At 40.8% G+C, this 22,623-nt stretch carries 22 protein-coding genes; 12 read left to right on the top strand and 10 right to left on the bottom strand.

Annotated elements, in window-relative coordinates; genetic code table 11:
* Positions 1-99: 99 nt before the first annotated feature.
* On the bottom strand, positions 100-1,320 hold the full coding sequence (locus AC33VI_RS19990) for an ABC exporter membrane fusion protein (RefSeq protein WP_491784017.1): 1,221 nt from the start codon (positions 1,318-1,320) through the stop codon (positions 100-102).
* Between the two features lie 38 nt (positions 1,321-1,358).
* Positions 1,359-2,291: a hypothetical protein gene (locus AC33VI_RS19985; RefSeq protein WP_491784016.1), complete on the bottom strand. Its 933-nt coding sequence runs from the start codon at positions 2,289-2,291 to the stop codon at positions 1,359-1,361.
* A 213-nt stretch (positions 2,292-2,504) separates the two neighbouring features.
* Between AC33VI_RS19985 and AC33VI_RS19980 the strand changes: the two genes are divergently transcribed.
* From AC33VI_RS19980 to AC33VI_RS19955, 6 genes are all read left to right on the top strand, one after another.
* A complete protein-coding gene (locus tag AC33VI_RS19980; protein WP_491784015.1) occupies positions 2,505-3,029 on the top strand; it encodes a pentapeptide repeat-containing protein in 525 nt (174 codons plus the stop codon).
* A gap of 17 nt (positions 3,030-3,046) precedes the next feature.
* Positions 3,047-3,688, top strand: a complete 642-nt coding sequence (locus AC33VI_RS19975; RefSeq protein ID WP_491784014.1) for a pentapeptide repeat-containing protein — start codon at positions 3,047-3,049, stop codon at positions 3,686-3,688.
* A gap of 18 nt (positions 3,689-3,706) precedes the next feature.
* Positions 3,707-3,931 (top strand): hypothetical protein, encoded by a 225-nt coding sequence (locus tag AC33VI_RS19970; protein WP_491784013.1) that lies wholly within the window; start codon positions 3,707-3,709, stop codon positions 3,929-3,931.
* Between the two features lie 141 nt (positions 3,932-4,072).
* A complete protein-coding gene (locus AC33VI_RS19965) occupies positions 4,073-4,555 on the top strand; it encodes a L,D-transpeptidase (protein ID WP_491784012.1) in 483 nt (160 codons plus the stop codon).
* A gap of 108 nt (positions 4,556-4,663) precedes the next feature.
* Positions 4,664-5,131: an Hsp20/alpha crystallin family protein gene (locus AC33VI_RS19960; RefSeq protein WP_491784011.1), complete on the top strand. Its 468-nt coding sequence runs from the start codon at positions 4,664-4,666 to the stop codon at positions 5,129-5,131.
* Positions 5,132-5,368: 237 nt separating this feature from the next.
* Positions 5,369-6,421: a Photosystem Q(B) protein 1 gene (locus tag AC33VI_RS19955; RefSeq protein ID WP_491784010.1), complete on the top strand. Its 1,053-nt coding sequence runs from the start codon at positions 5,369-5,371 to the stop codon at positions 6,419-6,421.
* A 63-nt stretch (positions 6,422-6,484) separates the two neighbouring features.
* Here the strand turns inward: AC33VI_RS19955 and AC33VI_RS19950 are convergent, their stop codons facing one another.
* Positions 6,485-6,925 carry a universal stress protein gene (locus AC33VI_RS19950; protein WP_491784009.1) on the bottom strand — a complete coding sequence of 147 codons (441 nt, stop codon included), beginning with the start codon at positions 6,923-6,925 and terminating at the stop codon, positions 6,485-6,487.
* Between the two features lie 113 nt (positions 6,926-7,038).
* Between AC33VI_RS19950 and AC33VI_RS19945 the strand changes: the two genes are divergently transcribed.
* The 5 genes from AC33VI_RS19945 to AC33VI_RS19925 all read left to right on the top strand — a co-directional run bounded on the left by AC33VI_RS19945 (position 7,039) and on the right by AC33VI_RS19925 (position 10,446).
* A complete protein-coding gene (locus AC33VI_RS19945) occupies positions 7,039-7,260 on the top strand; it encodes a DUF4327 family protein (protein ID WP_491784008.1) in 222 nt (73 codons plus the stop codon).
* 14 nt (positions 7,261-7,274) lie between these two features.
* A complete protein-coding gene (locus tag AC33VI_RS19940) occupies positions 7,275-7,781 on the top strand; it encodes a pentapeptide repeat-containing protein (protein WP_491784007.1) in 507 nt (168 codons plus the stop codon).
* An 82-nt stretch (positions 7,782-7,863) separates the two neighbouring features.
* Positions 7,864-9,411, top strand: a complete 1,548-nt coding sequence (locus AC33VI_RS19935; RefSeq protein ID WP_491784006.1) for a phytoene desaturase family protein — start codon at positions 7,864-7,866, stop codon at positions 9,409-9,411.
* Between the two features lie 18 nt (positions 9,412-9,429).
* The gene (locus tag AC33VI_RS19930; protein WP_491784005.1) at positions 9,430-9,954 is read left to right on the top strand and encodes a universal stress protein; all 525 of its coding nucleotides are present in this window, start codon (positions 9,430-9,432) and stop codon (positions 9,952-9,954) included.
* Positions 9,955-9,984: 30 nt separating this feature from the next.
* Entirely contained in the window at positions 9,985-10,446 is a 462-nt protein-coding gene (locus tag AC33VI_RS19925; RefSeq protein ID WP_491784004.1) for a hypothetical protein, read from the top strand.
* A gap of 206 nt (positions 10,447-10,652) precedes the next feature.
* Here AC33VI_RS19925 and petM read toward each other — a convergent pair whose 3' ends face one another.
* Positions 10,653-10,766: a cytochrome b6-f complex subunit PetM gene (gene petM / locus AC33VI_RS19920; RefSeq protein ID WP_491784003.1), complete on the bottom strand. Its 114-nt coding sequence runs from the start codon at positions 10,764-10,766 to the stop codon at positions 10,653-10,655.
* Positions 10,767-10,957: 191 nt separating this feature from the next.
* Here petM and pdxA point away from each other — a divergent pair, with 191 nt between their 5' ends.
* Positions 10,958-11,989: a 4-hydroxythreonine-4-phosphate dehydrogenase PdxA gene (gene pdxA / locus AC33VI_RS19915; RefSeq protein ID WP_491784002.1), complete on the top strand. Its 1,032-nt coding sequence runs from the start codon at positions 10,958-10,960 to the stop codon at positions 11,987-11,989.
* A gap of 97 nt (positions 11,990-12,086) precedes the next feature.
* On the opposite strand, the gene AC33VI_RS19910 is transcribed toward pdxA, so the two are convergent.
* From AC33VI_RS19910 to AC33VI_RS19885, 6 genes are all read right to left on the bottom strand, one after another.
* Positions 12,087-15,047 carry a two-partner secretion domain-containing protein gene (locus AC33VI_RS19910; protein ID WP_491784001.1) on the bottom strand — a complete coding sequence of 987 codons (2,961 nt, stop codon included), beginning with the start codon at positions 15,045-15,047 and terminating at the stop codon, positions 12,087-12,089.
* A gap of 252 nt (positions 15,048-15,299) precedes the next feature.
* The gene (locus AC33VI_RS19905) at positions 15,300-15,689 is read right to left on the bottom strand and encodes a KH domain-containing protein (protein ID WP_491784000.1); all 390 of its coding nucleotides are present in this window, start codon (positions 15,687-15,689) and stop codon (positions 15,300-15,302) included.
* Positions 15,679-15,930, bottom strand: coding sequence for a 30S ribosomal protein S16 (rpsP, locus tag AC33VI_RS19900; protein ID WP_491783999.1), 252 nt, complete (start codon positions 15,928-15,930; stop codon positions 15,679-15,681). Before rpsP ends, AC33VI_RS19905 begins: the two co-directional genes overlap by 11 nt.
* A gap of 137 nt (positions 15,931-16,067) precedes the next feature.
* Positions 16,068-17,522 carry a signal recognition particle protein gene (ffh, locus tag AC33VI_RS19895; protein WP_491783998.1) on the bottom strand — a complete coding sequence of 485 codons (1,455 nt, stop codon included), beginning with the start codon at positions 17,520-17,522 and terminating at the stop codon, positions 16,068-16,070.
* Positions 17,523-18,031: 509 nt separating this feature from the next.
* Positions 18,032-19,696 (bottom strand): SpoIID/LytB domain-containing protein, encoded by a 1,665-nt coding sequence (locus tag AC33VI_RS19890; protein WP_491783997.1) that lies wholly within the window; start codon positions 19,694-19,696, stop codon positions 18,032-18,034.
* 83 nt (positions 19,697-19,779) lie between these two features.
* The gene (locus tag AC33VI_RS19885) at positions 19,780-22,596 is read right to left on the bottom strand and encodes a hybrid sensor histidine kinase/response regulator (RefSeq protein ID WP_491784018.1); all 2,817 of its coding nucleotides are present in this window, start codon (positions 22,594-22,596) and stop codon (positions 19,780-19,782) included.
* Positions 22,597-22,623 lie beyond the last annotated feature (27 nt).

Below are 22,623 nucleotides of genomic sequence, written 5' to 3'. Positions count from 1 at the left end.
TTGACAAATTGAAACCAATTATCGAAGAACTCACTCTAAAACTCAATGGCTACCTCCGATACCTAAAAAACTCCTCAACTAACAACTAACGACTAACAACTAACGACTATCCAAATTAATCTTTACCCTTACCTGTAAATTAGTTAACCCCGCCACCTTCTCGCTAGCTTCAGGATCGAGACGCACCTTAACCTCAACCACACGAGCATCTTTATCCGCAGCAGGATCGGATTCTAAGATATCTTGTTTTTTGATTTGTAACCCTACATGGTCTACTGTTCCTTGTAGTTTTCCCTCAAAGCCACCGTGTTCGCTCACAATTGTCGCAGGTTGTCCCACTTTTACCATGCCGACATCGGTTTCGTAGACTTCGGCGATCGCATACATTTGACTGGTTCTACCCAATTCGACAATGCCTTGACCAGTATTGACCTGTTCGCCGACCAAAGTGTTAATCTTCAGAATTTGCCCTGCTATGGGTACGCGCACGTAATAGTCTTCAAGTTCCGATTCGATTTGCCTGACTTGTGCAGCCGCATAGTCTAATTCCGCCTGAGCTTCAGTTATGTTTACTGGACGTACTTCTCTTAATTGGTTTAAGATCGATCTTTCTCGGTCAATCTGTTTTTGTAAGCTGGCAACAGTATTGTTATATCTAGCTTCTGCTCGATTTAATCTAGCTTGCGATCGCCGATATATTTCTAAACGATCGTCTCTTTGAGATTTGCTAACCGCTCCTTCTAAATAAAGATTTTCATAGCGATCGTAGTTAGTTCGGGCATTAGTTAGTTCGGCATTGACATCGGCTATTTCTGCCTGTCTTTCCAAGCTTTCATTGCGCAGTTGAGCTTGCAGACGAGCAATATTTGCTTGCTGTGCCTGAATTTCGGCATTTTTGCTTTCCCCTGCTAATACTTTTGCTAATTTGGCTCGATAAACTGCGACATTTTGTCTTGCTGCTGTTAGTTCTGCATCTTTTTGGTCTAAACCCTGGAGAGTGGCAATTAGTTGTCCTGCTACAACGCGATCGCCTTCTTCCACATACAACTCATTGACGCGACTGTCTTGAGCATTAGCCACAGATAGCTTAATTACTTCTCCTGCTGGTTCTAGTCTGCCTAAAGCTGTAACTGCTACAGGGGTATATTTGGTAATTGGTTCGGGTTCGACAGTGGAAGTTTTGATACGGGCAGCATACCAATAACTCATCCCTCCTCCCAAAGCCAAAATCATCAAGGCAATGAGCCAAGGATTAAGCTTTTGTTGCCGTTTTAGTTCGGCAGGTGGATCTTTTGACTTTTTGTATTTTAGAAGTTCCATGATTAAACCTTCAACTACTAACTACTAACTACTAACTACTAACTACTAATCTTCCGAACTTTCCAAGCCACTTGCGCTCCTACTTTCCCGGCTTTAATAAAAATCCAACTACCGCGATGATAATCAGTTTCGTCATGATGACAATGAGGCTTGACACCAATTAATTGTTCTACTTCGTTGGTAGTTAAAATCCACTCAGCAGCAGCAGCTTTTTCTAGAACTTCCATATACCAAAGAGGATTTTGAGCTTGTTGTTGAGCAGCTATATTAGTTTCTAGTTTGCTCAAAGCATCGACAATTTGAGTTAGTAATTGAGCGATTGCTCGATCGGTATTTGTGGGGGGAACAGATTCCGTAGGTACTAGTTTCGCTTCCTGGATTAATTCTTCTGGCTGTTCTGGATGGCTGGTAACAATTGCTGGTTCGGGTGCGGAGACTTGTTCGTCTTCGTCCAACCAAGGATCGGGGGCAATCTCTTGTTTAAAAGTTGGGGTAAATTCATGGTGTTTGAGCCAAGTTCGATCTAATTCTGCTGCCATGTTTTGCAAGTATTCGGCAGTTTCAGGATCGTTGGATACTAAGCGATCGCTAACTTCTTTCATGACCTCGATTAAGTTAGGATCGATGAGATCTTGATGATTGGTAAGTATTTGCTGTTCTAAACCTTCTGGACAGTCTAATAGAGATTTAATTAGTTCTGAATAGGCATTGATGCGATCGTCTTTATCTTCAGAATTAGAATCACTATCGATTAAAATATGATGTAGCTGACTCGCCCAATTGTGCAGGTATTTGGCAGGTTTAGTTTTGCCTTCCATAGCAAAGTAATTTGCCACCTGTTCCATTACTTCCACTAAACCCAAATTTACCAATTCTCCATGTTGGCGCAACACTATCCATTCTTCACCTTGGGGACAGCCTAATAATTTTTGTACCAAATCTAGATAGGCTTTTAAGCTTGGTTTGTTCATAGTTCTAAGCATGATTTGCAAGTTTGAGTATGGTGTTTTGTATCGCTCAAGCTATGAGAATTAGAAAAAAATATATAATTGGAATAGATAGTTAACTTTTATATTTGCTGCGTTTTAACTATCAACGAGCGATCTACATTCACATTTTTGAATAACAATCTGAGGAAGTTGTGAAAGTCTGGCGACGGCTAATAACTAACAACTAACTAAAGAATGAATGTAGAAACTTTACTGCGACAATACGCTGCGGGCGATCGCGAATTTAGCAACGCCCAGCTAAATTGTGCTGATTTAACTAAGGCAAAACTTAGTGGCATTAATTTAATTCGTGCCGATTTAGGGGGTGCTATTTTGCAGCACGCCAATCTAAGCGGTGCATTTTTGGTGTTGGCTAATCTCGAACGAGCAGACTTAACAGGAGCAATGGCGATCGCCGTTAATTTTAGCGGTGCGAGGCTTCAAGAAGCGAATTTAACCCATAGCAAACTTACCGAAGCCATTTTAACTGGTACTTGGTTACAACAAGCCAACCTGCAAAATGCCAACCTTCAAGGAGCAATTCTAGCAGGGGCAAATCTCTATCGAGCAAACTTACAGCAAGCAGATCTTAGAGGGGCAAACCTCTATGGTGCGGATCTAAGGGAGGCAGATTTGACTGGTTCTAATCTTACCCATGCAAATCTCAGGGGGGCAAATCTAAGGGGAACAATTCTGCCAGAGCAATTAATGACGGTTTAGCTAGAGAGGAAATTACCATGCCAGAAGTAACCAGACTACTAAAAGAATATGCAGCAGGAAAAAGAGACTTTGCGGGAATCGATCTCAATGGTGTCTGCTTGTATCGTGCTGAGTTAACTAATATCGATTTGCAAAATACTAGTTTAATCGGTGCAAACTTGAGTGGTGCAAATTTAACAGGTGCGAACTTATCTAAAGCCAACCTAATTGGTGCAAATTTAAGCGGTGCTTGTTTAATTTATACCAATTTTAGCCATGCCGATCTAATTGGGGCAAACCTTGGCGGGGCAAAACTAGCCAATGCCAATTTAAGAGAAATTACCCTCAATGGCGGTAACTTGAGCGGTGCAAACTTGAGTGGCGCAGATCTATCTCATGCATCTTTAAAGGGAGCTAATTTTAGCGGGGCATTTCTCAACGCTATTCTCACCGAAGCTAATTTACAAAATGCCAATCTCAATAGCGTCAGCCTGGTAGAAGCAGATTTAAGTGGCGCAAATCTTCGAGGTGCGAATCTAATAGGTGCAAACTTATCTCATGCCAATCTTTACGAAGCTATTTTAGTCGATGCCAATCTAAACCATGCCAATCTTGCAGGAGCAAATTTGGAACAGGCAAACGTAGTGGAGAAATCAGAAATATCAACAATTAACCACTAACAAAAAAAGGAGAAAAACATGACTACCAAAGAAACACAAAACAGAGAACACTTTTGCATCCACGACTATTATCTAGACGGAGAATATCTAAAATGGGAAGAAGTTACAGGAGAATGTCCAGTCTTAGTCGTTGGAGAAAGACACACCGTTAATTTAGAAGACGGCACACAAGTTACTGGTGAAATTATGGAAACGATCGCCATCAGTGAAAACGAACGCAAAATTTTACTTCGCTCTTGCTAAAATCTGGGTTGAAACCTAGTTATTATCGATCCCTCACGGTTTTCTCATACTAATTTGCTAATTTGAAACTAAAAGAGGTTTTAGTTAGCTTCTTTCGAGGAGGTGACGTAAGATGAGAAAAAAGCTTTTTTCCATCGGGGATTGATTTATCTGATTGGTGCGATTGCAGCCATAGCGATCGGCAAGCCTGGGCTGCAACCAGATGCTGTATGGGCTAATCCTACTCCAGATAATGCGATCGCTCTTAAGATCGACACATTAAGAAATTCCGATACACATTGGATTGAAATCGATTTGAGCGAACAACATTTATTTGCTTGGAAAGGTCAAACCCAAGCTTTTAGTGCCGTAATTTCTACAGGCAAGACTGATACACCAACCTACCCAGGAATTTATAGCATTCAACGCAAATATGCTCGCGATCGCATGACTGGTGATGATTATGACCTTCCTAACGTACCCAACGTACTATACTTCGATCGCGGTTATGCCCTCCACGGTGCATATTGGCACAACAACTTTGGTACGCCCATGAGTCATGGCTGCGTTAACCTTCCTCTCGGCAACGCTCAATGGTTATTTGATTGGGCGCAAATCGGCACACCCGTGATTATTCATCAATAACTGAGGTCAGAAGTCAGATAACAACTTAACCCTCACAACATCCTCAAAATATTCGATTAAACCTATAAATATAAACTTCAAACCACTACACAAAATTGGAGGTTAATCATGACATTAAGTAAATGGCAACCATTTCGAGAACTAAGCACCATGCGTAAACAAATGGATCGCTTGTTTGAAGATATGCTTTCTGTTGGTCACGATGATTGGATGGGATTACATAGCATCGGCGGAATGTGGACTCCTGCGGTAGAAATTGAAGAAAAAGACGAAGAATTAGTCCTCAAAGCCGAAATTCCAGGACTCGATGCCCAAGACTTGGAAGTAGAAGTCAGTGAAGATCGGGTAACTATTTCAGGCGAACACAAAGAAGAAAAGAAAACCGAAGATGAAGATAAAAACTACTATCACTCGGAATTTCATTACGGTAAGTTTGAACGAGTGATTCCTTTGCCAATGGCAATCAAAACTGACGAAATCAAGTCCGATTTCCAAAAAGGTGTTTTAACTCTTACTTTGCCTAAAGTAGAAGATGCACCTAAAAAATCGGTCAAAGTTAAATTAGAAGGAAGTTAGTAGTGAGTAGTTAGTGGTTAGTAGGTAGGATCATTCCATTAAGCGGTACTACCACAAGGGCATAATATATCCTTGAGGACAATTAACCACTAACAAAACCCAGTAAGTAGTAGGTAGGGTGGGCAATTGTTTATTTGCTATTCTAGAAAATCTCAGTCATATCTGTAAAAAACGACCAACCACTAACCACTAACCTCATCATATTCGAGTAAGTATTAAATTAAGGAGAATTTAGTCATGAATACCTTTATTAGAAGGCGTTCTCCAGCAGATTCTTTTGGCATTTGGGAGCGTTTTTGTCGTTGGATTACTAGCACCAACAATCGCATCTACATCGGTTGGTTTGGAGTACTGATGATTCCCAGCCTGCTAGTTGCCACCATTTGTTTTATCTGTGCCTTTGCTGCTGCGCCAGGGGTTGATGTTGATGGTATTCGCGAACCTGTAATTGGTTCTTTGTTGGGTGGCAATAACATTATCACTGCTGCAGTTGTGCCTACCTCGGCTGCGGTTGGTTTGCACTTCTATCCAATTTGGGCAGCAAGTTCTGTAGATGAATGGCTGTACAACGGTGGTGCTTATCAACTAATTGTGTTTCATTTCCTAATTGGAATTTGGTGTTATCTCGGCAGACAGTGGGAATTAAGCTATCGTCAAGGCTTGCGCCCCTGGATTGCTGTAGCTTTCTCCGCACCCGTTGCTGCTGCCACGGCGGTGTTACTCGTATATCCTATCGGTCAGGGTAGTTTTTCTGAAGGTCTACCATTGGGCATTGCTGGGACTTTTCACTTTATGCTAGCGTTTCAAGCACACCACAATATTTTGATGAACCCGTTGCATATGTTAGGAGTAGCTGGAGTATTCGGCGGGGCGTTGTTAGCAACCCTACATGGTTCTTTGGTTACATCTACTTTGATTCGGGAAACAACCGAAACCGAGTCTGCGGATCTAGGTTATAAGTTCGGTCAAAAAGAGGTTACTTATAACTATCTGGCTGGACATTATGGATTCTTGGGTAGACTATTGATTCCTTGGTTTGCTAGTGGTAACCATCGAGCTTTTCATTTTCTCCTAGCAGCCGTTCCCACTATTGGAATCTGGTGTGCGGCGGTAGGAGTAAGCACTATGGCGTTTAACCTCAATGGTTTTAACTTCAATCAATCAATTTTAGATAGTCAAGGTCGAGTAATTCCCAGTCATGCAGATATACTCAATCGGGCAGATTTGGGTATTCAAGGGATGCACTCTCCCAACGCTCACCATTTTCCCTTAATTTTAGCTGGTGGGTAGTGGTTAGTTGTTTATCCCCTAGGCAAATGATTGACCTACTCTACGATTAACTTATAGTCTCATTCAGCTAGTTTGAGCGGGTACTATTGTTACAGGACAAGGCGCACGACGAATTATTCCTTCGCTGACGCTGCCCATTAAAGTTTTATGCAATGCACCATGACCGTGAGAACCAATAACTATGCTATCTGCCTTTAGTTTTTGAGCTTCTTGAAGGATAGTTTCCACTGTTTCACCTTGAATTAAAAGAGTAGTAACATTTATACTCTGTTTTCTCATTTCATCAGCCTTGTCTTGTAGATATTTGTGTTCGTCGCGCAAAGTTTCCGCTCTAAGATCCCGTCGAAATTGTGGTCCAGTAATGTAGCCAACAAAATCAGGATCTGGAGCAGCAATATGAATTAGCCATAGCTTGCAGTTAAAGGCGCGAGCCAATAACATACCTTGTTTTATAACTTGTTGCGTGACATCAGAAAAGTCGATCGCTACTAAAATATTTTCCATATTGAATGCTCAAACATCTATCAAATATTAACCAATATCCAAAACCCTCACAAAGTCCTCATGCTTATTGCTTATCTTTAAACTTGAGAGCGAATTAACTAGCGAGGTGAATAATGTCGGTTACTGTTGATTATTCAATTAATGAAATCAAAGATGAAGCTCGTTATCTAGTTGAAACAGGTAAGATCGACCGTCATCAACCAATCTACGTACTTTGTCAATTTATTCCTCCTAGAGAATGGATTTGTGCTGAATGGGAATTAGAAGACCATGACTATTTATTAAGAGATCGAATCTGCGATCTTTTAGGAAAAGATGAATGGTGTGAAGATTAGGGAGATAAAAATAGATGCTGATAACAGTAGCTATGGGCAAACAAAAATACGCCGAATCAAACCCTACTATGAAAGTCGAGTTAATTAAAGCTGCGTATTTAACTGGCACAAGAGACTTTTCTCATGCTCGCTTACAGCAGGTATGTTTGCATAAGGCTCAACTTGCAGATATTAATTTTAGTTATGCCTATCTCAATCGGGCGATTTTGAGCAAAACAAATTTAGAAAGGTCTTTTTTAAACAGAGCCATTTTATATGCAGCTAACTTAAGCCAGACTAAACTATATCGAGCTAGTTTGATTGAGACTAATTTGCAGAAAGCTAATCTCAGCCATGCGGATCTCAGTCATGCAAACTTGAGTGGAGCAAATTTACAAAATGCTAATCTCGATCACGCTCGATTGGTATGGGCTAATTTGCGTGGAGCTAATTTTAAAGATGCCAATCTTGAAGGGGTCAATTTAAGCGGGGCTATATTTCAGCAAACAATTATGCCCGACGGCAGTATTAGAAATGGGTAGTAGTTAGTAGGTAGGGGCGGTTCGCCCTAAAGAATTAGCTTCGCGTCCGAACCGCCCGTACTAAATAGAGGATTGATTGATTATGGGAAATTTTGATTATGTAATATTGGGTGCTGGATTGGGCGGGCTTTCGGCTGCTGCTTGTCTGACTCGTCAAGGATATCGCGTGGCGGTATTGGAACAGCATTACCTACCAGGGGGTTGTTGTCATACTTTTAGCTATGGGGATTACAATTTCTGTGCTGACGTTCACTATATTTATCAGTGTGGGGAAGGGCAGGCGGTCAAACAATTTTTGGATTACATCGATCGCGATGTACCCTTCAATTCCCTCAATCCCGACTGTATCGACAGAGTAATTACCCCAGAGGTTGATTTTCGGATTCCTTTAAATTGGGAGAAATTTCGCGCTCGCTTGATTGCTACTTTCCCTGAAGAAGCCCTGGGTATTAATGTTTACTGCGATGAAATAAAACAACTTCATCGAGAACTAAAACAGTTAACCCAGGAAGTACGTTGGTACGACCTTGATTGGTCTGATTGGCTTTCTCTGCCTAAATATTGGCATCTGTTTGTCAAACGCAATTGGACGCTACAACAACTATACGACAATGCAGGACTATCCCCTAAGCTACAGGCATTGTTAGCAGGGCAAAGTGGCGATTATGGCTTGCCTCCTTCAGAAATTGCTTTAATTACCCACACATCTCTAGTTTCAGATTACTCAGAAGGTGCTTACTATCCTCGGCATCACTTCAAACATCTAGTAGATAGCATTGTTGAGGCAATTACAGAAGGTGGTGGAGTAGTTAAGTTCTCAACTCCCGTACAGCATATCGAAATAGAAAATCATCAAGTAGTTGGTGTTTATGCCAATGGAGAATCTTATCAAGCAGACAACGCCTACATTAGCGATCTCGACCCTAAGTTAACTCTTAAGTTAATGCACGACTCTCTAGCATTGAGCAAACAAGAACACCGTCGCCTGACTGACTACGAATATTCTGCCAGTGCTTTTAATATTTATCTCGGTTTGGATGCTGGCTTTAATCCTAGCAACTATGGCATTGGTAATTGGAATATTTGGTACTATCCCAACGGTAATCTTAACCAAGCTTATCAAGAGCAATTGAAAGGTAATTTAGAACATCCCTGGATCTTTTTATCCTGTCCCACCTTGAAATCTAACGAACCAGGTATGTGTCCCGACGGACATCACGTTCTAGAAATTACTACAGTCTGTCCTTACGAACCATTTAAAAAACTCCACGAAACAGATTTATCGGCGTACAAATCTCAAAAACGAGCAGTATATCAAGATGTGATGAATAGCGTGCGCGATCTAATTCCCGATATTGACCAACATATTCGGATGAAAATCTTTGGTACGCCAACCACCAGCGAACATTACCTCGGACAGCCCGAAGGCAATATGTACGGTGCGAAATTAATTCCCCAACAAGTTGGTTTAAATCGTATGGGCTACAAAACCGAACTACCCAATCTCTATTTAGTCGGTGCAACTGCTGGTTATCCTAGCGTGCCTGGAGTAATTAGTAACGGTATGGATGTAGTAGAAATGTTAACGGGAGAAACAATTCGCGATCGCCAGTTAGTAGGTAGTAGGTAGTTCACACAGAGACAAACCATGTTCAACAAAATATTAGTCCCATTAGATCGTTCATTGGAAGCATCAAAAGTTTTTGACTTTGCTTTATCCGTCGCTCAACCTGGGAAAAGCGAACTATTGCTGGTGCATTTTATTGATTGGCAAATGCAGGATGTATCCCCTTGGGTCGGCATTGCTACTTTGTATGATGTGAATATATCGGGCGATCGCTATAATTGGACTCGTCAAAGACTAGAAAGAGAGATAGAAATAAGCAATGATTGGTTGAAATCAAAAGCACAAAAAGCCAGAAGAGCTAATCTTAATTGCAAGTATGAATGCCATGTGGGTAACTGCAATACAGGAATTGGCGATCGCGCTAAAGATTGGGGTGCTGACTTGATTGTTATGGGACGCAGGGGACGCAGTAATGTTTCGGAAATGTTTCTCGGTAGCATTAGCAATTATACAATTCATCACGCGCCGTGTTCGATATTTGTCGTACAAGGAAGCACAAAATCAGGCGATCGCCAGAAATTAGTAACTCACAAGGTTAGTAGGTAGTCTACCTGATTAATTGATGGGTAAAAGAAAATGACTAAAGTAAATTTCATTAATTATCGAGAAAAGATTATTGCTTTGTGGACGGTGTTTTTACTAGGAACTTTATTTCATACTCAGTTGGCTTTAATGCCAATATTTCACGGTATTGATGTGTCAATTATGAGCCATCACCATCAAGGAACGGCAACTATGGCAGAAATTAAACCGATTTTGTGGGGAATGCTGCTATTTTTTACTTTGCCAATGTTGGCAATAGTTGGGACTGCTTTTTATAGGTTCAAGGGTTTTCGTTTATTCCATTTCGGCTTAACTTTAGTATATACAGTTCTAAATCTGGCTCATTTAGTTGCCGATTTATTAGTCGATCCTATTGCCTGGTATCAAATTGTATTGATGTCGTTGTTGTTGGCGAGCGGTATTTTCTTAAATGTTATTTCCTATCAATGGCTCAGGGTTGGTGTTCGCGACCGCCAAATTGCCACTGTGAAATAAATCAACACAATTTTCTGAAGCCCTAAGAGACTGTTTGTCAACAAAATATTAAGGTCGGGAAAGGTGGGGGAGGATTTTTTTAATGACTTCTTGAAAAATGAGATTTTCTTGACGAATTAGCTCTGAAAAACTAAAAAGCGATCGCTCTAACTAAAAAGCGATCGCCACCGTTAATATTTTGATGTTTAATACTAAATATTTGAGGTTTATTCAGCTTCTCCACCCTGTAGCTTGAGAATTAAAAAGCCCAAACTAAGTCCGCCTAAAATTAAAGTAATACATAAAATTGCTCCATTGAACAACATACTTTCTGCACTCATATTTATTTCTCCTTCGTGTTTGCTAGATATTTTTTTATCAGATCGGATTAGTTTTATTTAAAGCTATAAACTCGCTTACAGTAAGCGAACGGCTTTTTAAATTGCTAATATTCAATCATAATCAATATTAGGTATTTTAAATCATCAAGTCATACCATTCATAACGAAATTGTTTTCAATCCCAAGTCAAAATGTTTAGCACTCCTTCTTTAGCTGTCACCATGGGCGATCCTGCGGGAATTGGCTCGGAAATTATTCTCAAGGCTTTAAGCGATCGCTCTTTAGGAGAAAAGTGCGAAATAGTAGTCTTTGGTAATCGTCAATTATTACAATTTACCTACGAACATTTGCTAGCACAAACATCTCTGACTGAAAAAGATTTAGTCAATCCCCGTACCCTCAATGTGTTAGATATTCCTCTAGAGGGAGAAGTAACTTTAGGACAAGGGGATGCCATTAGTGGAGAATTTAGTTTTAATTGTTTGTCTCAAGCAATTACTTTAACTCTAGAAGATAAGTTTCAGGGAATTGTTACCGCACCAATCGCCAAATATCTTTGGCAAGCAGCAGGACATAAATATCCTGGTCAAACAGAAGTTTTAGCCCAAAAAGCTGGAATAAATAGATTTGGCATGATGTTTGTGGGAGAATCCCCTCATACTGGTTGGATGTTGCGGAGTTTGTTGGTTACTACTCATATACCTTTAAAGGATGTCCCACAGGCTTTAACGCCAGAGTTAATGGATTTAAAACTAGATTTATTAATTGAATCCTTAGAACGACATTTTGCCATTAAAGAACCTCAAATTGCGATCGCAGGTTTAAATCCCCATAGTGGAGAAGCGGGACAATTGGGTACGGAAGAGCGAGATTGGCTATCAGACTGGTTGAAAAAAGCTCGTTCTAATTATCCTCAAGCAAAGTTAACTGGATTAATTCCTCCCGATACTATGTGGGTCAATCCAGGTTTGGCTTGGTATGGCAACTATCAAACACCTCCCGTCACGGCAGATGCTTATCTAGCTTTGTATCACGATCAAGGGCTGATTCCCGTTAAATTAATGGCATTCGATCGCGCGATTAATACAACTATTGGATTACCTTTTATTCGCACTTCCCCCGATCATGGTACGGCATTCGATATTGCAGGAAAAGGTATAGCTAATGCTAGCAGCATGAAATCGGCTATAGAATTAGCCATTAAAATTAGCAAATCTAAATGAATTAACTAACGCTACTCCCTACTCCCTACTCCCTACTTACTACTCCCTACTCCCTACTTTTCCCAAGTATCATTTTTGACATGACACAAATTTAGATCTAACTGCAATTAATATCTGCCTGTGGAATTCTTTCTCCCGCATTATTAGTGCGATATGCCGTTAATACTATTTCTCCAGACTGGTTAACTTTAATTCCTCTGGCTGGTAAAACTTTACCTTGACTGGTTTCAATCGATTGGGGAAAAGAGGTAGTGGAATCACTTTTGCCATCAACCAAAACATTTCCCGAGTTAAATGGCAATCCAGGATCTGAGACAATTCCTCCTTTTCCAGTAATATTTAGTCCATTTTTAGCTGCGGATGCTCTATTTGCCTGGCAAGCTTGGGCTGTTGTTTCTTGGGGTGCGATTGTATTGCTTGGCAATTCTATTACTCCTTGAGTTGGGTTGAGATCGGGAGTAGTAATTGCGATCGTGCCATCTAAACCACTAATTTCCGAACTAGCGTTAATATCATTAGTCAAGTTATTTAAAGGGCGTTGTTGAATACCAAACAACGATTCGGCATTAATTTCAATATTTCCTCCATTACCCTGCTGGGCGCTAGCAATAATATCGTTATTACCGCGAGGGAAAGCAATAATAAATCTGCTATCAATATCTAAATTACCACCATCTCCTTCCTCGATCGCTCTAGCAGATATAAAACTTCCATCTCGTAAAGTGATATCTTCAGCAACATTTAAAGTAATATTTGCCCCTTCTCCCACCGCAGATTGAGTAGCAGCATCAATTCTTCCCTGATTGAATAAATTAATCGAATTTGCGTTGATGATAATATTTCCCGCTTCCCCCGTACCAGCCACAGTATCGGAATCCTCAAAACTTGGTAAATTACCAACTTCCACCGTTGCACCATCGCTAATATTTAATTCTCCTGTAGTAATTGAGAGACTTCCTCCATTACCATTCCCAATCAAGGCTTTGGCAAACAAACCGCTTCTATCTAGTAAATCTTCATTTGCACCACTGATGTCAATTGATTCTGCAATAACTGTGAGATTTCCCGCATTTCCACTACCCCTAGTTGTAGCACCAATTTGAGAACCACTTTCTAAAATCAGTTTTCCTCCACCGATAGTTATATCGCCAGCATTACCAGTAGATCCTTCAGAAGTATTTGCCACAATTAAACTTCCATTAGATAGCCCGAGCGAATCTGTGGCTTGAATATCAATTTCCCCAGCATTACCATCTCCTGATAAAACATCAGCAGAAATAAAGGAATTATTATCAAGGGATAATTCTCTGGTTTGAATATCGATCTCACCACCACTTCCATTGCCTCTAACATCTGCGGAAATAAAAGCATTATCCAAGATCAATCTAGGAGTATTAATAGTAATATCGCCAGCTTCTCCCGTTGCATCGGGGTTAACATCAACCGAAATTAAGCTAAAAACATCAGAATTGCCTGAGATTGATATTCTATCTTGGGCATTTATGTTAATGCTAGCACCATTTCCAGAACCTTGAACGCTACTGTCTATTACCGACCCTTCAGCAATTTCTAAGACATCTACGTCGATCTCCGCATTCCCAATACGACCTTGCCCTGTATTGCTATTAACAATCAATCCACCATCGTTTAACAGCAAATTCCGAGCATTGATAATTAAATCTCCAGTGTTACCATTACCACCAACACCAATTAGAATACTGCTAGCAGTGGACTGAGGAGGGGAGAAACCCTGCCCCCTCCCACTAATTCTAATCGTATCGCTGATATTGAGATTGATATTACCGCTACTACCATTTTCTAGCACCAAATTGTTGATCCCAGCACCGTTGAGAATATCTAAATTTTGAGCCGTGAGGTTGATATCGCCTGTATTGGCAGCAACTCCTGCATCTAATCCATTAGAAATTCCACTAAAAAAGCCATTAAAAATAATATTTTCTCTAGCATTAATAATAATGTTCCCAGGTTCTCCATTACCCGAACTTAGATTACCAATTTGACCGCTATTGAAGATTTCAACGTTTCGAGCGTCAATTTCGATATTGCCTGGATTGCCTGGATTAGCCGTACCAGAATTAAGACTGGAAATCGACGTACTGCCGACACTATCGCTATCTCCACCATCGATGGTGAGATCTTCTGTTAGATCTATAGCAATATCTCCGATTTGAGCATTTTCTATACTGCCATTGTTAGGAATGCTTATGCCGATAAAACTATCAGAATTGACCGACAAGTTTTTGGCATCGATCTTGATGGATTCACCTTGATTACTGGAAACAAATACATTGGAATCATTACTAACCGTAACATTCCCTCTAGCTATAGCATCCGAAAAACTTACTCTACCGTCTTCCTCAATCCCAATTTCTCCCAAACCACTGACACTAGCTAATTGAATATTTCCTCCTGTTACTACAATGTCACCGTCATCTAAATTGATATTGCCCCCGATCAAGGAAACATTATTACCAGGTTCTACTAAATCCTCCTGTATGGATGCTCGATAGGTAATATCCCCAGGATTATCCCGAAAACCCAAACCAATAGGAGCGTTAATGGTTAATAAAGGAGGAGTATCTAAATCTGTCGCGCTAAATTCCCCATCTTCAAACAAAATACTACTAGCCGTAGAAGTAAAAAAAGAACCGCCGATATCCAGTCTGGCATTTTCGCCCAAGATGATTCCTGCGGGATTGATTAAATATAAACTGGCACTGCCATTAGCTCGAATCAAACCGTCTATATTTGATATATTTCCTCCAGTAACTCGACTGAAGATATTCGAGATATTGTTGGCATTATCAAAAAAAGCTGTTTGACCTGTTGTGAGGGAGAAATCTTGAAAACTATGGAAAAGATTATCTCCTCGTGTTTCTCCCCCATTAATTTCGGCTACATTATCGTTCTGATTGACTTGGGTATTAACCGTATTGTCGGGAACTACTTGGGCAAGGCTAATTTTGCTGTTAGAGAAAACATAACCCAAGAGCAATAGGCTGGCTGAAAATAATTTAAAGATAGATGCTGGCTTCATGCAAAAGTTTGTAGGGAAGTTTTAATGGAATCTATTAGAACAGATATTACCAGCAATTATGTAGTATTTAAAGTTTCGTTTTGGTTTTATAAGATTTGATTTAGATTTATTTATTGAGTTAATAGCCAGTAGGTAATGTGGGATACCCTACGGCTTCTCAAGGCGTTTTTACGCCCGAATCCGAAGGGCTAATAGCTAACTATTTTGGAATTAAGCTTAGAGTCTAAAGCTTGTAAATGGGGCAATGCCCCTTTATTTTTTTGCTATTTTGGGTGCGGGTTTACTAGGATTTTTCCTGCGCCTAGAGTTTCCTGAAGATCTGCTACGGCGATCGCTTTCTTCTTTAGGAGGTTCGTCGCTATAGATATCGAGGAATACAGATTCGTTATGAGATGTGGCTGCGGTTTTAATGGCGGTGCGAATAGCCTGAATATTGCGACCCCCACGACCAAATACTTTACCGCGATCGCTTTTATCAAATGCAACCCGCAACCAAATCTTATTATTTTTCTGATTAATTTCAGAATTCACAGACAGGGATTGAGGATCGCTTAAAAAAGGTTCGATCAGGAAGCGAACCAACCCTTCATAGTTGGGGCCGCCCGCTTCACGAACGTTTCCCCCTTCGGTCTTATTTGGCATTTACTTGTTCAAAAACTTGAGCTTTGTTGAGAATATTTCTAACAGTTTGGCTGGGCTGCGCTCCTTGCTGTAGCCTTTTTACGATAGCAGGAACGTTTAGTCTAGTCTCGTCTGTTCTGGGGTTGTAAAAACCAAGCTCTTCAATAGGACGACCATCTCTGCGAGTCTTACTTTCAATAGCCACGATACGGTAGCTAACTTCTCTCTTTTTGCCGAAGCGTTTTAAACGTAATTTAATCATTAGTTATTTCAATTTTTCCTTTACGATTGTAATCTAACCATCTAATTTTCCCCAGGGCAATAGAAACCTTTCTGTTTTATGAAGTGATACCTATTGCTTACAGGTTGGCTGTGACAATCTATAATTCTACAACGAATTTACAAAGTACCAAAACCTTTTTTCTTCTTCTTTTTCTTTTTCCTTCTACCTTGGGGCATACCTCCGCCCATGCCTGGCATACCCATTCCCATTCCAGGCATACCTCCGCCCATGCCTGGCATACCCATTCCCATTCCAGGCATACCCATTCCAGGCATACCGCGACCCATATTTTGCATCATCGATCGCATCTTGCTAAAGTCTTGGACTAGTTTGGAGACATCTTTTTCCTGGAAACCAGAGCCTTTTGCCACGCGACGACGACGACTGGGAGATTTTGCTAGTAAATCGGGGTCGGCTTTTTCGGCTTTGGTCATGGAATTGATCATCGACTCGGTACGTTTGAGTTGAGTTTCCCCCTTAGCCAAATCTGCACCGCTAATCTTACCCATTCCAGGAATTAACTTTAACACTCCCCCCAAAGAACCCATATTTTTAAGCAGGCGCATTTGTTTGAGGAAATCATTAAAATCAAACTTGGCTTCTAAGATCTTGGACTGCATTTTTTCTACATCAGCCAAATCGATTTCTTCTTGGGCTTTTTCTACTAAAGTGAGAATGTCCCCCATGTTTAGAATTCGAGATGCCAAGCGATCGGGATAAAAAGGCTCTAAAGCTTCTACTTTTTCCCCTACACCAACAAATTTAATCGGTTGTCCCGATATTTGTCTCACAGACAGAGCAGCACCGCCACGACTATCTCCATCTAATTTAGTTAAAATCGCTCCAGTAATACCGATTTGTTCGTGGAAAGTATAGGTCAAATTCGCTGCTTCTTGACCAGTCATCGCATCCACGACTAATAAAGTATCGTCGGGTTTGATAGTTTCTTTGATGCGAGATAATTCCCCCATCATCTCATCATCGATTTGCAAACGCCCAGCAGTATCAACAATGACTGTATCTACACTTAGTTCTTTCGCTTTAGCTATCCCTTGGCGAGCAATTTCGACGGGATCGGCATCCGTACCCATTTCAAATACAGGAACGTCGATTTGATTGCCTAAAGTTAATAGCTGATCGATCGCTGCAGGACGATAAATATCCGTTCCTACCATCAAACAAGAACGTTCTTGCTTGCGAAGATATAAAGCTAATTTGGCAGTAGCTGTCGTTTTACCAGTACCCTGCAAACCAGCCATTAAAATTACTGTAGGAGGCTTGTCAGCATGGGCTAAAGGGACGTTGCTTTCCCCCATCACCTTAACTAATTCGTCATAAACAATTTTGATAAATTGTTGTCCTGGGTTAACCCCAGAAATAACACCTTCTCCTAAAGCTTTTTCTTCAACTTCAGCAATAAAAGCTTTGACTACTTGGAGGTTAACATCCGCAGATAATAAAGCGCGACGTACTTCCTTAAGAGTGTCTTGAATATTGGTTTTGGATATTTTGTCCTGACCGCGTAGTTTTTTCCACGCATCATCTAACTTGTCAGCTAAAGCGTCAAACATAGATATTTTTTTAATTACTTTTTTAGTTACTTATTTAATTTTGAAGTATTGAGGGTGGTTTTTCAAAAACGAACATTTAATCTTTTTGAGTATTAAAGCTCAATCTAAGTCATATTGCCGATTTGTGGGGAAATTAAGCTCGATTAGTTCAGTCAAATGACTGATGTTAGCGGGGTAAGCCCACTCTAATATATTAAAAGATACTTCTCGAACTTTTCCAGAGCTTACGCAGAGAGAATAGAGTGTAAGTTCTGGTTTTACTATTTACTCCTTGATAAATAACTAACTCCTAAGTAACAAATTAGTCTGCGGAGGATCGATCCTATTCGGTACTGCTGGCGAATGTGCTACCGAGTATCTTACACAAAGTATTACAAAAGGAACTTTTACTTCCATTGAAGAAATGGCAAGTTTAACTCCTTTCTTGAAACTTTTTCCTTTAAATTCAATTGTGACACAGCGTTTTGACTCGAACGCCAAAATCGATTCGTTAGAAATACCTTTATTGTTTATTGATTCTTACTACTAATAGATGTCGGAGAATCATCGCGCCAAAAAACAATATTTTTATTTAGGGGTTCTAGTTTAGTTTGAGGGTAGTAAAAAGCCAAAATGCGTTCTGCCGACCAACCTAATTTGGCTAAATTGTAAGAACCATATTGACTCAGACCTACTCCATGACCGAAGCCGCCACCGATAAAAGCATAGCCAGTTAGTTGTTTGTGCTCGCCGTATAAGGGCTGGAGGTAGAAAAAAGTACTGCGGGGAGGTTCTAAGGCACTGCGGACTTCGTTTTTGTGTAACTGTAGTTTTCCAAGATCGGTTTCAATAACTAGGATTAAAATTCTGCCAGAGCGCGATCGCTTGTAAACCTCCATTGATTTGATTGTCTTAAAATCTGCTAGAGGATGACGGATTTTTTTGAGATATTTGCGCAAGTCTTTATTTAAGTTGGCGATACTTCTGGTTTTGCGCCAGCGAAATACTCCACGTCTACCCGTTTCGTTAAAACCATTATTCAGACTAATAAAGTGGCGAAAGGTTTTTTCATTGTTCAGGGGATATTTATCTAAATCCCAAAAAGGCTGTGGCGCGTCTAACACTGGCTGTAAATAAGGACGCTCCGCACCATCCCAAGTATCCTCAAAACCTGCGGTCATACCTCCAGTAGTGGAAGAATAAAGAGCATCAATTAGTTCATTATCGTAGGTGAGAACTAAACCCGCAGTTTGGGCGATCGCGCGATCGCTCGTAGGGTTAACATCATTCAATCCTTTGTATACTTGGCAGTGAACTGTGGCACAAAGCTGATAGTTGTCTGTGGCAAAACGTCTGAGATTGCGTAGAGCATAGGTGCGGGCGATAATCGTTTGAGCCGCCACTGCTTGAGGGGGTGCATTTGCGCCAATTTCATAGGGAACTACTCCCCTAAGATAAGTTTCTAGGAGAACTCGATTAACCAAGCTAAATTCCCCATAAGCGTTGGGCTGAAGCAACAAACTACCACCATATAGACGGGCTGCTTCAGATTTATTAGTAGTATTGACTTTAACTCGATTCTTACCGCTGGTAATGGCAACTCGATCGCGATCGTATTCTTGTCCGTTAATTTCTAAGATGATGTTTGGTTGTTCGTGAAGAACTTTCGTGTCCAGATAGGGACTGTCATAACCATTTGCCTCCAAGCTATGGAGCAACCAACGGCGGACTAAAGGAGTGCCATAAACATCCCGTTTCGCCCATACTTGCCAGCGTCCAGGTTGAGCGACTTCTACTTCAATGCCCAATTTCTGCCAAGAATTGGCACTGTCTTCGGCGGTTTCAAAGGTAGCGCGATCGCTCAAAACCAATTTTTCTTGTAACTTGGGTTCGCTTAATCTTTGAGAATCTACTTTTAAGACTACGCGATCGGTTTTAATCGTCTTGGGTTTGGCAGTATTATCCGAGGTTGGGCTATCTAAAAAACTAACTTTTAAAGAGTCTCCTGTAACGCTATTAATAGTTACTCGTTCGATTTTGGGGTCTTTATCCTTCAAGGGATCTGAACCCAGCCTTTGAATAATACCAATCTTCAATTCCATTTCTTCGATTTTGGCTTCCGCAGCGATCGCAGATCTCAGTCCGCAGCAACTACTCAGCCACAAAACTCCAAGACAAATTGTAGTTTTAATCATTCAATACCTCTTGGCTCAAAAAATTAAGTCTTCTTTATTGCAAGAAGACTATTAAAAATTAAATTACCGCTCGTTCAAGCTGATTAGTCATTATTAGTCTTAATTAATATTTCCCCATTTATCATCTTAGTAGCTGCTTGTAATAAATCTTCCTCAACATAAGGCTTGACAAAGTAACCATTCGCCCCGCGAGAAGCAGCTATATTACGCATTTTTTTCGCTCCACGAGAAGTCAACATGGCAATAGGCATTTGGGCTAGTTTTTCATCTTTTTGCAATTGAGCAAGAAGCTCTAAACCATTCATGCGAGGCATTTCGATATCGCAGAAAGCAAGATCGCACTCTAAACCATTATTGAGTTTATCCCAAGCTTCTTGACCGTCTCTAGCTTGCTCTACGCGATAGCCAGCGTTCTTAAAAGTCATGGAGAGTAATTCCCGAACGGTTACCGAATCGTCAATAATCAACACTAAAGGAGCAGTTTGAGGTTCGACTTCCGAATTCAAATTGTTAATTTTTTTGGTGCCGATTGTCAGAGATTCAGCTTTTTTATTAGCTCGATTAATATCTATTAGATGTTGTGCCACATCCATCAGATCTTTTTCAGTATAGGGCTTGGTTAAATATGCTTTTGCACCCAAGTCATTGGCAATTTGCTTGTGTTTGTCCGCACCGCGAGAAGTCAGCATGGCGACAGGTATAGATCTGAGTTGTTCGTCTTTGTGTAGGTTAGAAAGCAGTTCTAAACCATTCATGCGAGGCATTTCGATATCGCTAAAGATCATGTCGCATTCCAAACCACCTCGTAGTTTATCCCAAGCTTCTTGACCATCTCTGGCTTGCTCGACGCGGTAACCCAATTTATTGAAACTCATGGATAACAGTTCTCTAACAGTAATCGAGTCATCAACCACCAATACCATAGGTTCTTGTTGGATACTTTCTGTTTGAGCTTGCTTGCTGCCCATTTGACCGTCGATAACATCGAAGCCAATTTCAATAGTTCTCTTACCTTGAGCAATTTCAATTAACTCTAGTACGTCCCCAATAGGCATAATCGTACCGTCACCCAATACCGTCGCCCCTGCAATACCTGGTGGCTTGGGAATAGGTCCGTCAATTTGTTTGATCACAATTTCTTGCTCGGCTCTAACTTCATCTACTTCGACTGCCAGTAGGTTATCGAGACTGCGAAGGATGACTACGGAAATAGTATCGTCGTTGTTGGGATTGGCATTATATATACCTGCACGACGAATTTGACGATTGTAGTTTAACAAGCCACTGAGGGGTCTTAGGGGCAATAGAGTATTTTTCCAAGAAATGCAACGAACTCCATTGGCGTTGGTTTCGATATCGCCAGGTAAGTACTCTTTTGTATCTTCTACCCCATCAATCGGAAAAGCAATTTTGTTGTTACCATCTACACAAGTCAGAGCCTTACAGATACTCAATACCAATGGTAAGCGGATGGTAAAAGTAGTTCCTTTGCCTATTTCTGACTCGGTACTAATCGAACCCCGAATTTTTTTGAGGTCGGTATTAACTACGTCCATCCCTACACCACGACCAGCAAAGTCATCGGCAGTATCTTTAGTACTGAAACCAGGATGAAACAATAGTTCGTAAACTTGTTGGTTAGAAAGATTTTGTGCTGTCGCCCAAGTAATTAGATTTTTTTCGATCGCCTTTTGTTTGACTCTTTCGGGGTCGATCCCCGCACCATCGTCGGTGACGGTAATTACGGTTTGGTTACCTTGAATGAAAGCATGGATATTGATATTTCCTGCTTCGGGTTTGCCTACTTTAAGTCTTTGTTCGGGAGTTTCAATTCCGTGAGAAATGGCATTGTTGACCAAGTGAGTCATGGGATTATATAAATGTTCGACGATCATTTTATCGATCAAAACATCCTTACCTTCGACGTGTAGCTTGGTTTGTTTTTTCTGCTTGCGAGAAATATCCCGAATTGCTCTAGGCAAGCGATCTGCAGTTTGTCCGAAGGCTACCATCCGCGAGGAGTTCATGCCATCTTGGAGTTGGCTGGTTACCTGACGGAAAGTTTGGGCGACTTTGTCGGTTTCGTCAACTACGAATTGAATATCCGATGCAGCCTCTCTAACTCGAACGATTAATTCGATGATGTCTTGAGATAAGAGGTGGAAACCCGTAAAACGATCCATTTCTAGAGCATCTAGACCTTCTTCTTGAGCTTCTTCTCCTCCGAATCCCGAATTATTACCCCCCGCAGCTACGGCGGAATTGGCGCGAGACTGACGACTGGCAATTAAAGCCCCTTCTAAAAGCGATCGCTCGTACATATCGTGCATTTTAGCTCCCGCTTCTCCAAGAGACTGAACGTGAACTAATAAGTTATCTAAGAAGCGACGTAACCTTTCTTGGTCGTCCTCTAAACGATTGCGTTTGTCTACTAATTCCCCAATCAAGTTATTCAAGTCATCCAATTTTCTGACTGAAACCCTCATGGTTTGGTCGTAAGCTTGAGCTTTTACGGGAGAGGGAGAAGAACTAGGAATTGATTGAGGTAATGGCTTAGGAGCGATAGTTGTTGGTGATGGACTAGCAGCCTGCGACTCAGTTTGGGATTCTTTGGTTAACAAGGAATCTAAGTCAGATAAACCCGAATCTGCCTCTAAAGAGCTTTCTAAATCGTCTAGATTGGTGTTTGATTCTGACAGCAAAGAATCTAGAGAATCTGTTTCTGAATCTAAATCTAATAAGCTATCTAAGTCGTTGTGATCTAAATCTCCTAAGGCTTCAACGGTAAGAGATTCTAATTTGTTATCTAAATTGCTCAATCCATCTAATTCTAAATCCGAATTATCTAGGGCTAATGATTCTAAATTAGTCTCTTCCAGGTTCTGAGCAACTTCACTCAATCCATCTAATTCTAAATCCGAATTATC

This window comes from Waterburya sp. (genome assembly GCF_058530065.1).
This window is presented reverse-complemented; position numbering and strand designations above follow the sequence as displayed.

Bases quoted from the DNA above. Each gene is read 5' to 3' on its own strand.
- AC33VI_RS19990 (WP_491784017.1), bottom strand. From the start codon at position 1,320: ATGGAACTTCTAAAATACAAAAAGTCAAAAGATCCACCTGCCGAACTA.
- AC33VI_RS19985 (WP_491784016.1), bottom strand. From the start codon at position 2,291: ATGAACAAACCAAGCTTAAAAGCCTATCTAGATTTGGTACAAAAATTA.
- AC33VI_RS19980 (WP_491784015.1), top strand. From the start codon at position 2,505: ATGAATGTAGAAACTTTACTGCGACAATACGCTGCGGGCGATCGCGAA.
- AC33VI_RS19975 (WP_491784014.1), top strand. From the start codon at position 3,047: ATGCCAGAAGTAACCAGACTACTAAAAGAATATGCAGCAGGAAAAAGA.
- AC33VI_RS19970 (WP_491784013.1), top strand. From the start codon at position 3,707: ATGACTACCAAAGAAACACAAAACAGAGAACACTTTTGCATCCACGAC.
- AC33VI_RS19960 (WP_491784011.1), top strand. From the start codon at position 4,664: ATGACATTAAGTAAATGGCAACCATTTCGAGAACTAAGCACCATGCGT.
- AC33VI_RS19955 (WP_491784010.1), top strand. From the start codon at position 5,369: ATGAATACCTTTATTAGAAGGCGTTCTCCAGCAGATTCTTTTGGCATT.
- AC33VI_RS19950 (WP_491784009.1), bottom strand. From the start codon at position 6,925: ATGGAAAATATTTTAGTAGCGATCGACTTTTCTGATGTCACGCAACAA.
- AC33VI_RS19945 (WP_491784008.1), top strand. From the start codon at position 7,039: ATGTCGGTTACTGTTGATTATTCAATTAATGAAATCAAAGATGAAGCT.
- AC33VI_RS19940 (WP_491784007.1), top strand. From the start codon at position 7,275: ATGCTGATAACAGTAGCTATGGGCAAACAAAAATACGCCGAATCAAAC.
- AC33VI_RS19935 (WP_491784006.1), top strand. From the start codon at position 7,864: ATGGGAAATTTTGATTATGTAATATTGGGTGCTGGATTGGGCGGGCTT.
- AC33VI_RS19930 (WP_491784005.1), top strand. From the start codon at position 9,430: ATGTTCAACAAAATATTAGTCCCATTAGATCGTTCATTGGAAGCATCA.
- AC33VI_RS19925 (WP_491784004.1), top strand. From the start codon at position 9,985: ATGACTAAAGTAAATTTCATTAATTATCGAGAAAAGATTATTGCTTTG.
- petM (WP_491784003.1), bottom strand. From the start codon at position 10,766: ATGAGTGCAGAAAGTATGTTGTTCAATGGAGCAATTTTATGTATTACT.
- pdxA (WP_491784002.1), top strand. From the start codon at position 10,958: ATGTTTAGCACTCCTTCTTTAGCTGTCACCATGGGCGATCCTGCGGGA.
- AC33VI_RS19910 (WP_491784001.1), bottom strand. From the start codon at position 15,047: ATGAAGCCAGCATCTATCTTTAAATTATTTTCAGCCAGCCTATTGCTC.
- AC33VI_RS19905 (WP_491784000.1), bottom strand. From the start codon at position 15,689: ATGCCAAATAAGACCGAAGGGGGAAACGTTCGTGAAGCGGGCGGCCCC.
- rpsP (WP_491783999.1), bottom strand. From the start codon at position 15,930: ATGATTAAATTACGTTTAAAACGCTTCGGCAAAAAGAGAGAAGTTAGC.
- ffh (WP_491783998.1), bottom strand. From the start codon at position 17,522: ATGTTTGACGCTTTAGCTGACAAGTTAGATGATGCGTGGAAAAAACTA.
- AC33VI_RS19890 (WP_491783997.1), bottom strand. From the start codon at position 19,696: ATGATTAAAACTACAATTTGTCTTGGAGTTTTGTGGCTGAGTAGTTGC.